Genomic DNA, 15,547 nt, shown 5'->3' with positions numbered 1-15,547 from the left:
GGCATAGCGTCCGCGCGCCGGACCGATCAGACCCAGATAGCTTTCGCCCCGCACCGGAACATGACACGGCTGCAGGGAGGCGACCACGCCCAGTTCGGCAAAACGTGGCAGGTCGGCTGGGTCGATCACCTCGACATGTTCGATCCGATGCCGGGCCGCGCGCCAGCCGTTGGCCGCCCGCGCGGCGGCAAAGGCATCCAGCACCTGCCGCACCGCCCCATCGCCGACACAATGCACCGCTACCTGAAAACCAAGACGGTCGGCCTCGACCACCAACGCCCTCAATTCGGCATCTGCGATCAACGGTGCCCCGCGGTGGCCCGGCTTATGGGCATAATCGGCCAGCATATGCGCCGTGCCGCTCTCGACCACGCCGTCGGCGAAAATCTTGATGAAATCGCAGCGCAGCTTGTCAGAGGCAAAACGGTGACGCCAAGCCACTGCATGCGCCAGATCGTCTGGTCCATGTCCCGGCTGCACCTGAAAGGGCATTCGCACCCGCACGGCCAAGCCCTCGTCGCGCTCGATCTCGGAGAGCAGTTCCAATTGATAGAGGCTGCCGTCCATGTTCTGCACCGCGGTCAGCCCCAGTTCGGCGCAATGCTGAATCGCCGCACGCAGCACCGCCTTGTCCGCCGCGCGGTCCTCTGCGCTGACCGCAGGACTTTCCAGCGGTCGCTGCGCTGCAGCTGAATGGCGCGCACTGGCCGGATTGCAGCGTCGCATCAGGTCGATCGCCCCGAATTCCACCAGCGCTCCCGTCGCTTCACCCGCGTCGTCTATCACCACCTTGCTGCCGGGCGGCAGATCGGCCCCGCGCGTGATGCCCGCCAGCGCCAGCGCCGCGCCGTTGGCCCAGGCAGTGTGGAAGTCCACCGCCATGATCATAAAAGGGACATCCGGGCAGACCGCATCCAGATCGTGACGATCTGGCGCCGTTGTGTCTGAGGTCAGGCTATAGTCCGCCCCAAAAGCAGAGATGAACCCCAATCCCGGTCGTGCCGCGCGGTAGCGTGCCACCGCATCGCGCAAACACGCCGCACCCCGAATGCCGGTCAGGTTCAGGTCGGTCAGCGCCAGACCACCCGAGAACAGATGCACATGCGCGTCGTTCAAGCCGGGCAAAAGACTGGCCCCTTGACCGTCGATGACACGGGTCCGCGCTCCAATCCATGCACAGGCGTCGCCGTAGCCCAAAGCCATGATCCGGCTTCCGGCCACAGCGATCCAATCTGCCGCCGGAGCCCCGAGCGCGCCGGTCGTCACCTTCGCGTTGCGAATCAGGATGTCGGCCTTCGCCATCATGATCGTGTTCCCCACCAAGGCCATCACAGCCGCTAGTTGATCGCAGGCAATATTCTTCTACCCGTGACGGATGGCGGCCCATCCAACACGTATACGGTCCCCGTTGATGTCTGCGTTTCGACCGAAAGCTGACAGGACAAAGCGCTGCAGGCAACGACTTCTTGACAAATCCGCTGTCGCGGTTGTGATGGTAAACTGGGCAATTAGCGACAGGTCAAAGGCGATGATCGACACGACCCTTTCGCGGAACCTTCGCCTTTTGACCGGATATGCCGCTTCGGTTTCACAAGTGTGCCGAGGCACCGGCGTAAATCGCACGCAGTACCACCGCTACCTCGCCGGACAAGGCGAGCCCTCGCTCCGCAGCCTTCGGCGGATCTGTGATTATTTTGGTGTCGAAGAACATGAAATCCTTCAGGACCCCGACAGTTTTCGCGAACTCATTCGCCTCCGCCCGCCGCAGTTGGGGACGAGCCCGGATCTTTTCACGGCTATTCAGAACCGTTTGACAGAAGGCGACGAAACGCCTCGCGTCGCGATGGGGTACTACCACATGGTGTTCCGACCCGACCCCAAAGTGGATCTGTACTACCGCAATTTACTGCGCCTTTCGGCAACGCCGCGCGGCCTCATCATCAAGCAGATTGAGCGCTATGCGCGGCCAGCGATCTCGTTGCCCCGCCGGATGGTCTATGAGGGAACCGCGTTCACCCGCTACGGCAAACTTTTCGGCCAGGTACAGGAAAAGCGGCACCGCCGGTCAACCTGGTTCCTAGTGCTGAGTGTGGGTGTCTTCTCCTCGCCCAGCCAACTTCACGGCTATGCGACCGGCTGCGAGCCCGAGGGGCTTGATGGAATATTGAGCTTTCCCGTGGTTCTTTTGCACCTTGGAGAGAGGCCGAACCTCCGCAGCGCCCTTGCGGCCTGCGGATACTTCACGGCCGATGAGATCAGTCTGTCGCCGCATCTCGACAACGCACTTCGTTCCAGGAACTAAGAGCCGTTTTCCAACTCAGGGGAAGCGATGCCGCGTCTTGTGTTGGCGGGTCAGTTCTCAGTGGCAATCAACGCGTTAGGCTACGTCAGGTCTGTGAATTGCTTTTACTTCTTGAAAGTCTTCAAGACCAAACTTGCCGCCCTCGCGGCCATTTCCGGACTGCTTGTAGCCGCCAAATGGACTTCCGTAGCGATGCGGCGCCCCGTTGATATGCACCATGCCGGCCCGCAGACGCGAAGCAACTCTTTCTGCTCTCTTCGGATCGCCGGTTTGCACATAGGCGGCAAGGCCGTAAGCCGTGTCATTCGCCATCGTGATGGCATCTTCTTCGCCGTCAAAAGGGATAATCGCAAGAACCGGCCCGAAAACCTCTTCCCGTGCGATGCGCATCCCGTTCTCGACGTCGGCGAAGATCGTTGGCTTTACGAAGTAGCCAGTTTCGAAGCCTTCCGGTTTGCCTGGGCCGCCGGCGATGAGGTTCGCACCTTCATCGATTGCCGCGTTGATCAAGGTTTGCACACGGTCGAACTGAATGGCGCTCACCAGAGGTCCAATGTGGGTCCCTTCCTTCATGGGAGCTCCAACTTCGGCAGCCAGGGCGGCTCGACGCGCTATCTCGATTGACCTTTGATAGACAGAGCGCTGCACGAGAAGGCGCGTCGGCGCATCGCAGGATTGGCCTGAGTTGTTGAAGCAGTCAGCGACGCTGGCGGAAATGCGCTCTTCGAGATCCGCATCTTCGAAAACGATGTTTGGAGACTTGCCACCAAGCTCCAGGGTCACCCTTTTGACAGTGTCCGCAGCATCTTTGCTGACTGCGATCCCTGCTCTCGTTGAGCCGGTGAAGGACATCATGTCGACGTCCTTGTGCTTCGAAAGCGCCGCGCCGCAATCGGCGCCACCATTGACCAAATTGAACACACCCGCGGGAAAGCCTGCCTCATTAATCATCTCAGCGTACAACATGGCATTGAGAGGCGTGAGTTCGCTGGGCTTCAGGATGCATGTGCACCCTGTCGCGAGCGCCGGCACCACCTTCAATGCGATTTGATTGATCGGCCAATTCCATGGCGTGATCAGACCACAGACGCCGATGGGCTCGCGCAGAACGACATCGCCATTTGGCAGTTCCTCGCGAACCTTCAGATCGCGCAGCGCATCGATGAACCCCTGTAGATGGCCAACACCGACATCGGCCTGCTGCTGGCGGCTCATGGTGATTGGGGCGCCAAGCTCCAACGTGATCGTTTCCGCCATCTCGTCGTAACGCCGCTTGTAAATGGCCAGGAATCTTTCGAGCAACCTAAGTCGCTCTTCAAGAGTAGTTCGGCTGTAAGACGCGAACGCATTCCTTGCTGCCTCGACGGCCTTGGCGATATCCTCTTTCGAGCCCATGGAAATGACGGCAATCGGCTTTTCGGTTGCAGGGTTCAGGACTTCGAGGTCCAGCGCCGCGATGGGGAATATCCACTCGCCACCGATATAGAACTTCCGCTTATCGAGCATGACACGGCTCCTCCTCTATTCGAAAAAGGCTCACAGCCGATTCATGCGAGCGAAGGGCAAAACGCGAGCAGGGTGAGAATTTCAATGAGCACCGAGCCCCGACCTGCGCTGTGTTGGTTGTCGGGGGCCACTGCGACAACGTCTGCGTCGGCAAAATCGGCGTCCTTCAGCCCCCTGCTGAGCCGCAGCCTAGAGGCAGCCGGCCCATAGATCATGATGATGAATTGGCGCGAGGCGACCCGGGTGCGTTCAAGCTCTGCGCGACCGCGCCGACATAACGGTCCAGGATGATTGCCAGTGCGGAAATTGCGAGGCCCGCAAGCAACCCTCTGCCGGCCTCGACGCGAGCGATGGCATCCACGGTCTCCAGTTCAAGCCCCTGTGAGCCGACGAGCGCCGTGATCACCACCATCCCAACGCACATGAGGATGGTCTGGTTGAGACCCAGCATCAGACCGGGTCGGGCAAGAGGCAGACGAACCTTCCAGAACGATTGGAGCGGGGTGGCGCCGAACGCCACCGCGGCTTCGATCGTGGCCGGATCGACATTGCGGATGGCATGGTCGGTGTATCGCACCGTCGTTGCGACGGAGTAGAGGGCGATGGCAATCACCGCGGTTGCATCTCCGGGACCCAGAAGCATGACAACGGGCACCAGGTATACGAAGGAAGGCAACGTCTGCAGGGTCGTGACGACAACCTCCGACACCGCGTGTACACGGCGAGAAGATCCGGCCCATATTCCCAAAGGCGCTCCGATAAAAAGCGAGAGCAGCGTCCCAACCGTCACCAGATTGAAAGTGATCAGCAACTTGTCCCAATAGCCGATGGCAGCGATGAGGACGAGTGTGGCGCAAGACAGGACAGCAAGGGCGGGCCGCCGCAGCGCCAAGCCGAAACACAGGATGCAGGCAGCAATCGACGCCCAGCCGAGATCTCTCAGTATCGTCAACAAGGGCCGGATGACGCCGAGCGTGATGATCAGCCGAGTGGCTTCGAAACCATCGCCCCAATTGCTGTTCAGCCAGCTGATGACGCGTGACCAGAAATCGGCGGTCGAGATCGTCCAGGCGGCGGGATATTGCGCCAGAGGTGCGATTGCGATTCCCGCGACGGTGGGAATGATCAGGATGGCGGCCAGGATCGCGAGGTGCTTCAACGGCTGCGGCCGAGACAGATGCGAAGGCCGACGCACGGCAATTGAATGTCCGTACCCGTAGAGCAGAACAGCGAGGAGCGTTATCGCAATCCCCGCCTCCAAACCGCGACCGATCTTGAGGGATTGGATCGCGCGAAGCACTTCCGCGCCCAGACCACCTGCGCCGATCATGGAAGCCAGAATGACCATGGCCAACGCCATCATCACCAGTTGATTGACGCCCAGAAGGAGGTCGTCCCTCGCGCTTGGCAAAAGGATCTTCGATGTGCCCTGCCAACGGGAGGCACCGGTCATGCCGGACAGCTCGAACGTATGGTCCGGCAGCCGGCGCAGGCCATAGACCACCGCTCGGGCCATCGGGGGCAAGGCGAAGATCAGTGTTGCCACCAACGCCGCGACGGGACCAAAGCCGAATAGGATCAGGACTGGGACCAGATAGCTAAATGGCGGAATCGTCTGCATGACATCGAAGACGGGGTTCAATACGGCCTCGAGCCAACGCCAACGAAACAGCATCACGCCCAGCACCAGGCCAAAGATCACGCCGACGACGATCGCAAACGCCACGGAAGCGAGCGTCAAAGTCGCTTCAGCCCAAAGATTGAAAACAAGAAAGTACGCGAAAGTTGCAAACGCCAGGACGGCCAGGCGACGCCCACCAGCGAGCCAGCCCATGTAGGTTGCCGCAAGAACGACCGACACCCACGACAATGGCGGCAGAGTAACCGTTTCAGCCGCAGTGCGACCAGGAAAGGACCAGCCGGTGGTCAGGAGGTTCTGCAGGCCCCGCATCGGAAGGCCGATTGCCTCCCCGCCCGCACGCGTCCAGACCCGCAGAGGCTCGCCAAAAATTTCAGATCGGCGGAGCAACTGGTTGAGCACATCGTTGGACATTTTAAGCAACGGCAGTTGCCCTTGCTTGGGCCAGACATACAACCCCTGGGGCAGCACCTCCCGCCCGACATAGGCAGCCACGAGCAATATAAGTCCGAACGCTACCCACAAACGGCTGCTCAGCAGCCATTTGTGGCGAACGAGCGGCGTCACTGATGTCGCGCCGAAGCTTATTGAAGCCACGGCGACCACTTTTTCTCGTTCGCAGAGATCCACTCAGCCGCGGCAGCTTCGGGCGTAAGCCCGCCCTTATCCTGCTTGAGGATGCCCCAGGCAACATCGTCATTGGTCAGAACAAATTTCTTCAAGAGACCGCTTACGTTGGGCTCTCGCTTGGCGAAATCATTGTTGATCAACTCGATGATATCTCCCGTGGGCAACGCGCAGTCACCCACGAGATTGGGGTTGATGCCCCAGGCGGGATCGCTGCGGCATGCGTCCTCATAGGGCGGGAAATCGACAAAGGTGCCAACGCCGGAACCGTAGAGCCAGTGGGGCACGAAACCAAACCCGATGATCGGCTTTTTCCTCTCGACTGCGCCCTGCATCGTGGCGACCATGGCCGCCATTGTGCCCGGCAAGGTTATGTGAACATCGAGCCCGAGCGCCGCTATGCGGCGCTCGTCATCGGCGTCAAAATCCGCGGGTGTTCCTAGATAGTTGATCTTTCCATCCGTCTCTGGGTTGGATAGCGCTTTGATGCAGGCAGGATTCTTGAGCGCCTTCCAATCCGGCAATCCCGGACATAGCTCGGCAACATAGTTGGGGTACCACCAGGTTTCCCTGATCTTGACGCCGACCGACCCCACCTTCGTCACAGAACCCGAAGCAAGCGCAGCTGCGATCAATTCGGGAGAAGACGACCAGATTGCGGGACTGATCTCGAGATCGCCGAGTTCGATGGCCGTGAACTGCGCCGTATAGTCGGTATGCACGTACTGGACGTTGTATCCGGCCTTCTTGAGCAAGCTCCCGAACACGTTCGTGATAAAGTCCGCGTCGGGCGCACTAACGACCGCCATCCGCACCGGGTCCTGGGACTCAGCGGCGGCCAGCGCGTTCCCGGAAGAAATGCACAGGCTGACGCAAAGCGCGGACGCCAACGTGACTGCTGAGAGTGGAAAACGCATGGCGAAACCCCTTTTAAATGACCGACGAGCCAAAGTAGGGCGCACTTCTTATCACATGTCAATCACAAAATTGGAAAAGGAGATTGCATTGCCGGAGATTATCGGGATAAATAGGGTATAGGCGCGAATGTCAGATATCACAAACGAGTCACAGATGGCGAAAAAAGACGAGCAAAGCACGACCGCCTCGGACCGCGTGTACAAGCTTGTCCGCCAAGATATCCTTGAGTGCCGCTGGAGGGCTGGCCAGCGACTGAAGATCCGCGATATCGCCGCCGAGCTGGGCGTCAGTCCGATGCCGGTCCGTACGGCGTTCCGGCGCCTCGGCGAAGAGGGCATTCTTATCGTCGAGGAAAACCGGTCGGCGCGTGTCCCCTTCGTTTCCCGGCAGAGCTTCAACGAATATCTTGAAATCTCAGTGAGCCTCGAATGCCTTGCCCTGGAGAGGGCCGCCGGGCGTATATCGAGTGAAACGATCCGGGCGCTCCGAAGCGAGGCCGAGTGCATGCAGCGCGACATCGAGGCTGGCGACACCGTTGGATACGCCCCTCGGTTCAACGGCCTTCTGATGAAGATCTATGTGCGAGGGGAATCTCAGGCGCTCATTGAGATGATCGAAAGCGTCTGGATCAAGACAGCTCCGCCGGCGCGCGAGGCCTTCGAGGAAAGAGGCATCGTCACGCGACTGAATGCGGCCCTGGTTGCGATCATCGACGCCTTGGAGGCGGGCGACGCGGCCAGCGCCAAGGAAATTCTGACCTCGGCCCTGCAGTATGCCTGCAAAGGCGTGAACCTGTTCCTTGAAATGGATCAAGATCAGAAAATGAAACCAAAAGCAAAAAAGAGGATCGAAGAACAATATGTCGAATCCAAGTGAAGCTCCGATCGCGCTGGTCACCGGCGCGTCCCGCGGTATCGGGCGAGCGACGGCAGAAATGTTGCTTCGAGACGGCTACGATGTGCATGCCACCTACCTCAACGATGCTGCAGCTGCAGAGAGCCTCGTTTCGTACGGGGAGAAGCTGGGGCGCAAAGTCACGCTTCACCATTTTGATGCCGGTGCGAGAGAGAGTCAGGACGAGCTGATCCGGCGTCTGCTGCGTGTCCAACTTCGGGGCATCGTCCACAATGCGGGAATCGTCAAGTTCGAGCGATTCACCGATTATGACATTTCGATCTGGGACCGCACCTTCGAAGTCAATCTGAATGCAGCATTGCGCCTGACTCTTGGACTGCAGAACCAGATCGTGTCGGGAGGATCGGTGGTTCTGGTCGCGTCTACCGACGCGTTCGTCGGCTCCTACGCAAGCATGGCTTACGCTGCGTCCAAAGCGGCGATGGTCAATCTGGCCAAGAGCCTCGCATGCAATTTCGGCTCTCGAAACATCCGCGCCAACGCGGTCTCGCCGGGATGGATCCAAACCGACATGACGACTGGGGCGTCCTCGGGATCAGCGTCGGTCACACCTCTTGGGCGAGACGGAAAGCCGGAGGAAGTCGCTGGCGTGGTCGCCTTCCTTCTATCCGACCGGGCCAGCTTCGTCTCGGGCACGAGCATCACCGTCGATGGCGGCTATACCTCCTCTGACGCGATCATGTTGAACGAAGCCAGGGAACTGGGCTGAGTACGAGCGGGGATAGCCATGTTGAGCTGCAAGAACCTTTGGAAGATTTACGGATCGGCCAAGGCGCATAGTATCGATCCCGAAGCGCCACTGAGTGAGAACATCTCCTCGGTGGAGCAGCGCGGCGGTTTCGTCGCGTTGGCCGGCATCGATCTCTCCGTGGCGAAGGGCGAGATCCTGGTCATCATGGGGCTTTCCGGATCCGGGAAGTCAACCCTGCTTAGATGCTTGACGCGCCTGGTGGAGCCGACGGCCGGACAGTTGTGCTTCGAGGGTCAGGACCTGCGCGCTGTGCCTGACAAGAGCCTGCAACTGCTGCGCCGTACACACATGAGCATGGTGTTCCAGAATTTCGCGCTGCTTCCGCACCGTACCGTGGTCGGCAATGTGGAGTTGCCACTGGAGATCCAAGGTGTGGGCGCAGCCGATCGAAGGCAGAAGGCGCTCGATATGATTGGGCTTGTCGGGCTTTCCGGCAAAGAGGATCACTACCCGCATGAGCTCTCCGGAGGCCAACAGCAGCGCGTCGGCATTGCTCGCAGCTTGTCAACCAATCCGAGCCTTTGGCTTCTGGACGAGCCCTTTTCAGCGCTTGACCCACTCATTCGCGAAGAGATGCAGGACGAAATACTCAGACTACAGAAAACGCTGTCCAAGACAGCCGTGTTCGTGACCCACGACTTCAACGAGGCTGCTCGCGTTGGAGATCGCATCGCTCTTTTGCGCAAGGGCCAACTCGTCCAGACCGGCAGCGCGGCGGAACTGATCCTGAATCCCGCGGATTCCTATGTCAGAGCATTCACCGCGAGCGCGGAACGCAGTCGAATACTGACAGCGGAAAATTTCATGCAACGTGGAGAGCCGGGCGCGTTCGACGTGCAGCTCGCGGCTGAGGCGACACTCCGAAAAGTCGCGGAAACATTCCAGGGCGGGGCCAGCGTGATTGCCTTCGGCAATTCCACGGGCAAGCCGGTAGGCTTCATGAGACGCCAGGATCTGGGCGACGCGCTCACGTCTGCCATGACGGCTTAGCTGGCCGGGCGTCGAAATCGAGGTACCAGTTCGATCATGCAAACGACACTCACCGAGGCTGAAGCGCGCTCGCTCCTGAGCAGCATCAAGGCGCCGCAACTGGACCTGAAGCCGGTCGCTGACCATGTGCTCGAGCACTACGGGCTGTCAGGCGAATGGCATCGGCTGGGAGGGGAAAGAGAACAGAATTATCGTCTTATCACTGCCGCAGGCGAAAGGTTTGTCGTCAAGATCGCATCCCCCGAAGAGGATGAGGAAAGCCTCATCTTTCAGGCAAAAGCACTTGAACATATCGAGAAGGTAGATCCAGCTATCCAGGTCCCGCGGGTTCGCAGGACTGTTGCAGGTGATCTGCTTTCCGGCATTTCGGACGGAAAGGGAGGAAAGCACGCTTTGCGGGTCCTCTCGTTCGTCGCAGGTGAAACTGTCATGGATCTGTTGAGCCAGCGAGGCTTCAATCTGTCCACCGACGACCTACTGATCCTCGGTGCTGCGCATGGCCGCCTGGCACGCGCGCTCCAGGGGTTCAATCATCGCGGCGCCCTTCGACCGATGCCGTGGGACCTGGCAAATGGCCTGGTCCTTGGTGATTGGCTGCGGGACTATATCCCGGAAGAAATCCGCCAGGACGTCGATCGGGCATTGGAGCACTTCGCCGGATCAACATTTGCGGCGCTCCCGCGCCTCCGATCCCAGGTCATCTATAATGATTTCCACGAGAGCAACGTCCTGGTCCGGGCCGAGCCTTTGCTTGAAGTCGTGGGCGTTATCGACTTTGGCGACATGGTCTACGGGACGGTCGCGCAGGATCTCGCCGTTGCCGTGGCGTCTTTCATCCATTGGAGCCCGGAGCCTGTGACGGCCGCGGCAGCCATCGTCCGCGGCTACCAAAGCTACATGCCCCTGGAATCCGCCGATCTTGCGGTGCTCAAGGATCTGGTGCTGGCCCGGCTGATCCTGCAAATCGGGCTCGTCCGCTACCAGGCCGTCGTCAACGGCCGGAACGACCAGCAACTCGACGACCTGCAATCGCTGTATTCGGCCGCCGTATCCCGCCTCGCCCACATCGACAAGGACGCGTTCGTCGCCTCGATGACACCGTCCGTGGTGCCCGCTCCGATCCCATCGCCCGTGGTGGAACAGACTTCGAGCGATATCGGAGCCCTGATCTCGCGCCGGCAATCCGTCTTGGGCGAGACCTATACGTTCTACAACGAGCCGCTCGAACTCGTGCGCGGTCGCGGCACAAAACTCTTCGACGCCTCCGGGACGGAGTACCTGGATTGCTACAACAACGTCGCCAATGTGGGGCATTGCCATCCCTATGTGGTTGAGGCGCTCGCCCGGCAGGCGGCCACGCTCAACACCAACTCCCGCTATCTTCATCGCGAGATCCTGCGGCTCGGAGAGCGGCTGACGGCGACCCTCCCAGAAGGCCTGGATACCTGGATCTTTGTCTGTACCGGCTCGGAAGCCAACGACCTGGCGGTTCGCATTGCCCGGTCGGTTACCGGCAACGAAGGCGTGATCATCACGGGAAACAGTTACCACGGCAATACATCGGTGGTCGCGCCGCTCTCGTTGCTGGAATACGACATCAAGGACAAGCCGGGCTGGGTCGAAGCGGTGCCGCCTCCCAATGTCTACCGGGGCATCTATCGAGGTGCACAGGCCGATTTGGGGGAACGATACTCCGGTCACGTAACGGAGGCAGCGTCGCGCCTCGAAGCAAGGGGACCGGGTGCGGCAGCGTTGCTGATCGACTCGATCTTTGACGGCAACGGGGCGTTGGTCCCGCCGCCGGACTACATGCGCCTTGCCTTCGACAAAGCGGGCCGCGCAGGGGCGTTGTGCATCGCCGACGAAGTTCAAATGGGCTTCGGACGATCGGGCACGCATATGTGGGGTTTCGAAGCCTTCGGTGTTCGTCCCGACATGGTCACCATGGGAAAGCCGATGGGCAACGGGCATCCTATCGCCGCGCTCGTGACGCGTCGCGACATCGCCCTGGAGTTCCAGCGTCGCACTGGCTACTTCAACACCTTCGGCGGCAACACCGTTTCGACGGTTGTCGCCAACGCCACCTTGGACGTGCTGCAGGGCGAGAACCTGCAAGGCAACGCCGAGCGTGTCGGTGCGCATCTCAAGGCATCTCTCGACAGCTTGATCGGCACCCACGAGCTGGTCGGCCACATCCATGGACGCGGCCTTTTCCTTGGAGTCGAGCTTGTCGTCGATCGGACGTCGCGCGCTCCCGCGAAACTCGCGGCCCGCTGGGTGCGTGAGCGGATGAAGAGCCTGGGCGTCCTGGTTGCCTCGACGGGCCCCTTGGGAAACATCATCAAGATAAGGCCGCCCTTGGCCTTCAGCACCGCCGACGCCGACCGGTGCTTCGAAGCCCTCCATACCGCGCTGACAGAGGTGCCGCCGGATCTTCGGATCGCAACCAGCGCCTGAGCCAACCGGGAATCAGCAGATGAAAATCTACAAATGCGATGCTCACCTGGAGCATCAGTCGAAAATCGAACTCAACCCTGGGAAGTTCGTCCCGACGCTCGACGTGGCGAAGCGTGCCGGCGTTGTTCTGGACGCCTTACGGCAGGCTGGCCACATTGATGTGTTGGACTGCGCACCCGCATCGAAGCAAGATCTGCGCACCATTCATTCCGAAGACTACCTGGAATTCCTCGCCACGGCTTGGGATGAATGGTCGAGATCATTCGGAACCGAACTCGATGGCGTCGGCTTCGTCTGGCCGCACCGCAACCGGCCGCCTCGATGCCCAAGCGCGATAGAAGGCAAGATCGCCTACTACATGTTCGATGGCGTGAGTACGATCACGCCGGCGATGTGGCCTGCCACCCTTGGCGCAGCCGGAGCTTCCCTTCAGGGTGCCAGGGATCTTCGCCTCTCGGGATCGACGGGACTGGTCCTGGCTCGTCCTCCGGGGCATCATGCCTGCCGCAACATGGGTGGAGGAACGAGTTACACCAACCACACCGCGCTGGCCGCACAGGAACTGACGCGAGATGGCGCTCGGGTCGCGATCCTGGATGTTGACGCTCACCATGGCAACGGTGCTCAAGACATCTTCTGGACCCGGTCCGACGTCCTTACCATCTCTCTCCACACCGATCCTGCGGTGGACTACCCCTATTTCTCCGGCTACGCCGACGAGATCGGCGCCGAGGCTGGAGAAGGCTTCAACTTGAACGTGCCGCTTCAACCCGGCACCGACTGGTCGGGCTATCGCGAAGGTTTGACGACCGCGCTCGATAGGCTGCGCGACTATTCTCCGGACTACATGGTGGTGGCACTCGGCGTGGATACCTACGCCAAGGATCCCGCGGGGCGTCTGGCCTTGGAGTTGGCTGATTTCAACCGGATTGGCGAAACCGTTGCATCCTTGGGCTGCCCCCACATGTTTGTGCTCGAAGGCGGATACTGTCTCGATGCGATTGGTCCCTGCGTTCTGAATGTTGTCGGACCGGGAGGCTAGATGCGCCTGTGCCTCGCTGGATGTCGTGACTGACCTGGCCTGCAAGACTGCATTTGACCTCAAGAAGCGAGTAGCTGGTGGCGATGACAGGCGCGATTGGTTGGCTGTCGGCGTGTGACGGTCGATTTAGTCAATACTTCGTAGCTTTGATTGGCGAAAACATTGGAGGATTAAGCCATGGAAAATCAAGACAGAGAAGTGAGCTTCGAGAGCCGGATGATGCGCTTGGTTAGAAAGTGCCATCGCGAAAAGAAGCTCATCATGAACCACGTCTGCATTCGCGTCGAAGACATCGGCCGAACCGAAAGGCTATTGGCGGAGTCTTTTGGAATCGGCGCAGAAGGATTTACTCGTGTCGAAGGAAACCTGTTTAAAGGTGAGGCTCTTGTTAGCGGTACCTGGGTAAACGAAAATTTCTATCTTGAGCTCATGGAGCCGCTCGAAAAACAAACGATTGGATACGATACCGGATGTGGTGCCCCAATTGGCCATCTGAGTGAGGTCGGCTTCCTTACCCCCAATATGGATGCGGAATTGGAGCGGCTCTCAAAACTTGGATGGCGGGTGACTGACATGCTTTCATCCGAATACTCCAGAGAAGTAAAAATGGACATGGAGCCTTCAATTGGTTTCCCCATAGAGCTTATGGAGATAAAGCTTAAAGATTGAATATGAAGCGTCAATCAGTATTTATCCTTAAATTTTTCATTGAAACAATTCAGTGCATTAAAACATACTAATAAACCACGAGGATCACATGGCCTATATCGAAATTTTCCCGAAGTCTGCCGAATCACAACGAATACTGACCGGCGACTGCGACGTGGTAATGAGCATTATCCATCAGGCTACAAAAGATGTCCTCAATATTCCCGACCACGATATCATCGTTGAGTTAAATCATTGCACGGCAATAGGCTTCAACGCGCTAGCGGTGCATACGAAAGCTGTCCCAGATGTCGTAATAAAAATTTCGACTAGCGACCATGATCTGCAGCCCAAATTCGAAACTCTGTGTGCGCGGATCGTTGCCAAATGGGATGCACACTTCGAAATTAAGCTTAAATTGGAGATATGGATAAATCTAATTGATACATGGGGTTGCAATATTGATTTCGGTTAATAAGCATCCATCCCGGTATCCTGTAGTTGCCGAATATGGCCCCATCGGCGTCGGCATTGGTGGTTCTGTACCGTTGCAGGTATTTACTGAAAGGCTGTAGAAGACATCAAACTTTAAGGTTCAACTGTGCCAGGAGTGATCTTTCTTCGCTTAAGTAAATTTGCGAGGTCACCGTTGGTGGATTCCGGACGGTCGACAACTTAACCGATGACGCGCCTGAAGCAGGTCGAGCTTTCCGCAGGCGGTGGTCGTCAAAGACAGCCGGCCAGCTTCGCACGTTGCCGAATGAGAGCCTCGACGATATCGATCGTCGGGGTCGCCTGGCCGGTAAGACGTCCCAGTTCCTGGACGGCAGTCACCAGAGCGTCGATCTCCATCGGCCGGCCAAGTTCCAGATCCTGCAGCATCGAGGTCTTATGCGCGCCGACCGCGGCGGCGCCGGCGATGCGTCGATCGACATCGACCCCGAAACTTGCCCCCAGCGCTTCCCCGATCGTCTGCGCTTCGACCATCATTGCGCGAATGATCGCCCGCGTGCCTGGATCGGCGCAGATTTCGTCGAGCTTCCCGCCGGTCAGAGCGGAGACTGGATTAAGCGAGAGATTGCCCCACAGCTTGACCCAGATCTCATTGCGGATTTGCGGGCGGACTGGCGCCCTGAATCCCGCCGAGGCGAGGAGAGCGGCCAGATTGGCGGTCCGCTCGGTCTTCTCGCCCGAAGGTTCGCCAAGCGGCAGCCGATCGCCTTCGATATGTCGAATGACGCCGGGAGACTCGATTTCGGCGGCCGGATGCACGACACAGCCGATCACGCGCTGAGGTCCGATCGCCTCCCACAGTACACCCTTCGGATCGACAGCCTCGATGCGGCGGCCTTCATGCACGCCGCCGTGCCTGTAGAAGTACCACCAGGGGACGCCATTCTGCGCCGTGACGACCGCCGTTTCAGGTCCCAGAAGCGGCTTCAGGCTGGCAAGGATGCCGAGAAGTGAATGAGCCTTGAGAGCCAGGAAGACATAGTCCTGGGGGCCGAGGTCCGCGGCCTGGTCCGTCGCGCGCACGGTGACGGTGGTCTCGCCCTCTTCAGACTTCAGTGTCAAACCCTTGTCGCGCAACACGGCAAGGTGGGCGCCCCTGGCGATGAGACTTACTTTGGCATTGCCTTGCGCGGCGAGCCTGGCGCCTACGAGACCTCCGATCGCTCCCGCGCCGAACACGCAGATCAGCATCATCCGATCCTCCGTTACCCTATCGGACAGCCCACCAGCATCCGATCC

The 15,547-nt window shown here is 59.4% G+C and carries 13 protein-coding genes; 8 read left to right on the top strand and 5 right to left on the bottom strand.

The window, feature by feature from the left end:
* The coding region (locus EOA24_RS02965; RefSeq protein ID WP_189353833.1) for an amidohydrolase family protein at positions 1–1,305 on the bottom strand (1,305 nt) is incomplete at its 3' end.
* A 223-nt stretch (positions 1,306–1,528) separates the two neighbouring features.
* Between EOA24_RS02965 and EOA24_RS02960 the strand changes: the two genes are divergently transcribed.
* Positions 1,529–2,302, top strand: a complete 774-nt coding sequence (locus tag EOA24_RS02960) for a helix-turn-helix transcriptional regulator (protein ID WP_189353831.1) — start codon at positions 1,529–1,531, stop codon at positions 2,300–2,302.
* A 75-nt stretch (positions 2,303–2,377) separates the two neighbouring features.
* Here the strand turns inward: EOA24_RS02960 and EOA24_RS02955 are convergent, their stop codons facing one another.
* The 3 genes from EOA24_RS02955 to EOA24_RS02945 all read right to left on the bottom strand — a co-directional run bounded on the left by EOA24_RS02955 (position 2,378) and on the right by EOA24_RS02945 (position 6,991).
* Positions 2,378–3,808 carry an aldehyde dehydrogenase family protein gene (locus EOA24_RS02955; RefSeq protein WP_127409565.1) on the bottom strand — a complete coding sequence of 477 codons (1,431 nt, stop codon included), beginning with the start codon at positions 3,806–3,808 and terminating at the stop codon, positions 2,378–2,380.
* A gap of 211 nt (positions 3,809–4,019) precedes the next feature.
* Complete coding sequence (locus tag EOA24_RS02950) at positions 4,020–6,053, bottom strand: ABC transporter permease subunit (RefSeq protein WP_127409564.1); 2,034 nt, start codon at positions 6,051–6,053, stop codon at positions 4,020–4,022.
* The gene (locus tag EOA24_RS02945; protein WP_126079549.1) at positions 6,032–6,991 is read right to left on the bottom strand and encodes an ABC transporter substrate-binding protein; all 960 of its coding nucleotides are present in this window, start codon (positions 6,989–6,991) and stop codon (positions 6,032–6,034) included. Before EOA24_RS02945 ends, EOA24_RS02950 begins: the two co-directional genes overlap by 22 nt.
* A 154-nt stretch (positions 6,992–7,145) precedes the next feature.
* Here EOA24_RS02945 and EOA24_RS02940 point away from each other — a divergent pair, with 154 nt between their 5' ends.
* The 7 genes from EOA24_RS02940 to EOA24_RS02910 all read left to right on the top strand — a co-directional run bounded on the left by EOA24_RS02940 (position 7,146) and on the right by EOA24_RS02910 (position 14,270).
* The gene (locus EOA24_RS02940) at positions 7,146–7,868 is read left to right on the top strand and encodes a GntR family transcriptional regulator (protein ID WP_189353829.1); all 723 of its coding nucleotides are present in this window, start codon (positions 7,146–7,148) and stop codon (positions 7,866–7,868) included.
* Complete coding sequence (locus tag EOA24_RS02935) at positions 7,852–8,616, top strand: SDR family oxidoreductase (protein ID WP_127409562.1); 765 nt, start codon at positions 7,852–7,854, stop codon at positions 8,614–8,616. Before EOA24_RS02940 ends, EOA24_RS02935 begins: the two co-directional genes overlap by 17 nt.
* Positions 8,617–8,634: 18 nt before the next feature.
* Positions 8,635–9,648, top strand: coding sequence for an ATP-binding cassette domain-containing protein (locus tag EOA24_RS02930; protein WP_127409561.1), 1,014 nt, complete (start codon positions 8,635–8,637; stop codon positions 9,646–9,648).
* Positions 9,649–9,684: 36 nt separating this feature from the next.
* Positions 9,685–12,105, top strand: coding sequence for an aminotransferase class III-fold pyridoxal phosphate-dependent enzyme (locus EOA24_RS02925; protein WP_127409560.1), 2,421 nt, complete (start codon positions 9,685–9,687; stop codon positions 12,103–12,105).
* Positions 12,106–12,124: 19 nt separating this feature from the next.
* Positions 12,125–13,147 carry a histone deacetylase family protein gene (locus EOA24_RS02920; protein WP_127409559.1) on the top strand — a complete coding sequence of 341 codons (1,023 nt, stop codon included), beginning with the start codon at positions 12,125–12,127 and terminating at the stop codon, positions 13,145–13,147.
* A 177-nt stretch (positions 13,148–13,324) separates the two neighbouring features.
* On the top strand, positions 13,325–13,816 hold the full coding sequence (locus EOA24_RS02915) for a VOC family protein (RefSeq protein ID WP_127390900.1): 492 nt from the start codon (positions 13,325–13,327) through the stop codon (positions 13,814–13,816).
* Positions 13,817–13,904: 88 nt separating this feature from the next.
* The gene (locus EOA24_RS02910; RefSeq protein ID WP_127390901.1) at positions 13,905–14,270 is read left to right on the top strand and encodes a hypothetical protein; all 366 of its coding nucleotides are present in this window, start codon (positions 13,905–13,907) and stop codon (positions 14,268–14,270) included.
* A gap of 251 nt (positions 14,271–14,521) precedes the next feature.
* On the opposite strand, the gene EOA24_RS02905 is transcribed toward EOA24_RS02910, so the two are convergent.
* Complete coding sequence (locus tag EOA24_RS02905) at positions 14,522–15,499, bottom strand: 2-dehydropantoate 2-reductase (RefSeq protein WP_127409568.1); 978 nt, start codon at positions 15,497–15,499, stop codon at positions 14,522–14,524.
* Positions 15,500–15,547: the final 48 nt, after the last annotated feature.

The sequence above is a fragment of the Mesorhizobium sp. M2A.F.Ca.ET.039.01.1.1 genome (assembly GCF_003998035.1).
Classification (GTDB): domain Bacteria; phylum Pseudomonadota; class Alphaproteobacteria; order Rhizobiales; family Rhizobiaceae; genus Mesorhizobium.
The sequence above is the reverse complement of the archived record's forward strand: the minus strand, read 5'-3'. Positions and strand labels throughout refer to the sequence as shown.

Excerpts from the sequence above, each read along its gene's own strand:
- EOA24_RS02960 (WP_189353831.1), top strand. The coding sequence starts at position 1,529 with ATGATCGACACGACCCTTTCGCGGAACCTTCGCCTTTTGACCGGATAT.
- EOA24_RS02955 (WP_127409565.1), bottom strand. The coding sequence starts at position 3,808 with ATGCTCGATAAGCGGAAGTTCTATATCGGTGGCGAGTGGATATTCCCC.
- EOA24_RS02945 (WP_126079549.1), bottom strand. The coding sequence starts at position 6,991 with ATGCGTTTTCCACTCTCAGCAGTCACGTTGGCGTCCGCGCTTTGCGTC.
- EOA24_RS02940 (WP_189353829.1), top strand. The coding sequence starts at position 7,146 with ATGGCGAAAAAAGACGAGCAAAGCACGACCGCCTCGGACCGCGTGTAC.
- EOA24_RS02935 (WP_127409562.1), top strand. The coding sequence starts at position 7,852 with ATGTCGAATCCAAGTGAAGCTCCGATCGCGCTGGTCACCGGCGCGTCC.
- EOA24_RS02930 (WP_127409561.1), top strand. The coding sequence starts at position 8,635 with ATGTTGAGCTGCAAGAACCTTTGGAAGATTTACGGATCGGCCAAGGCG.
- EOA24_RS02925 (WP_127409560.1), top strand. The coding sequence starts at position 9,685 with ATGCAAACGACACTCACCGAGGCTGAAGCGCGCTCGCTCCTGAGCAGC.
- EOA24_RS02920 (WP_127409559.1), top strand. The coding sequence starts at position 12,125 with ATGAAAATCTACAAATGCGATGCTCACCTGGAGCATCAGTCGAAAATC.
- EOA24_RS02915 (WP_127390900.1), top strand. The coding sequence starts at position 13,325 with ATGGAAAATCAAGACAGAGAAGTGAGCTTCGAGAGCCGGATGATGCGC.
- EOA24_RS02910 (WP_127390901.1), top strand. The coding sequence starts at position 13,905 with ATGGCCTATATCGAAATTTTCCCGAAGTCTGCCGAATCACAACGAATA.
- EOA24_RS02905 (WP_127409568.1), bottom strand. The coding sequence starts at position 15,499 with ATGCTGATCTGCGTGTTCGGCGCGGGAGCGATCGGAGGTCTCGTAGGC.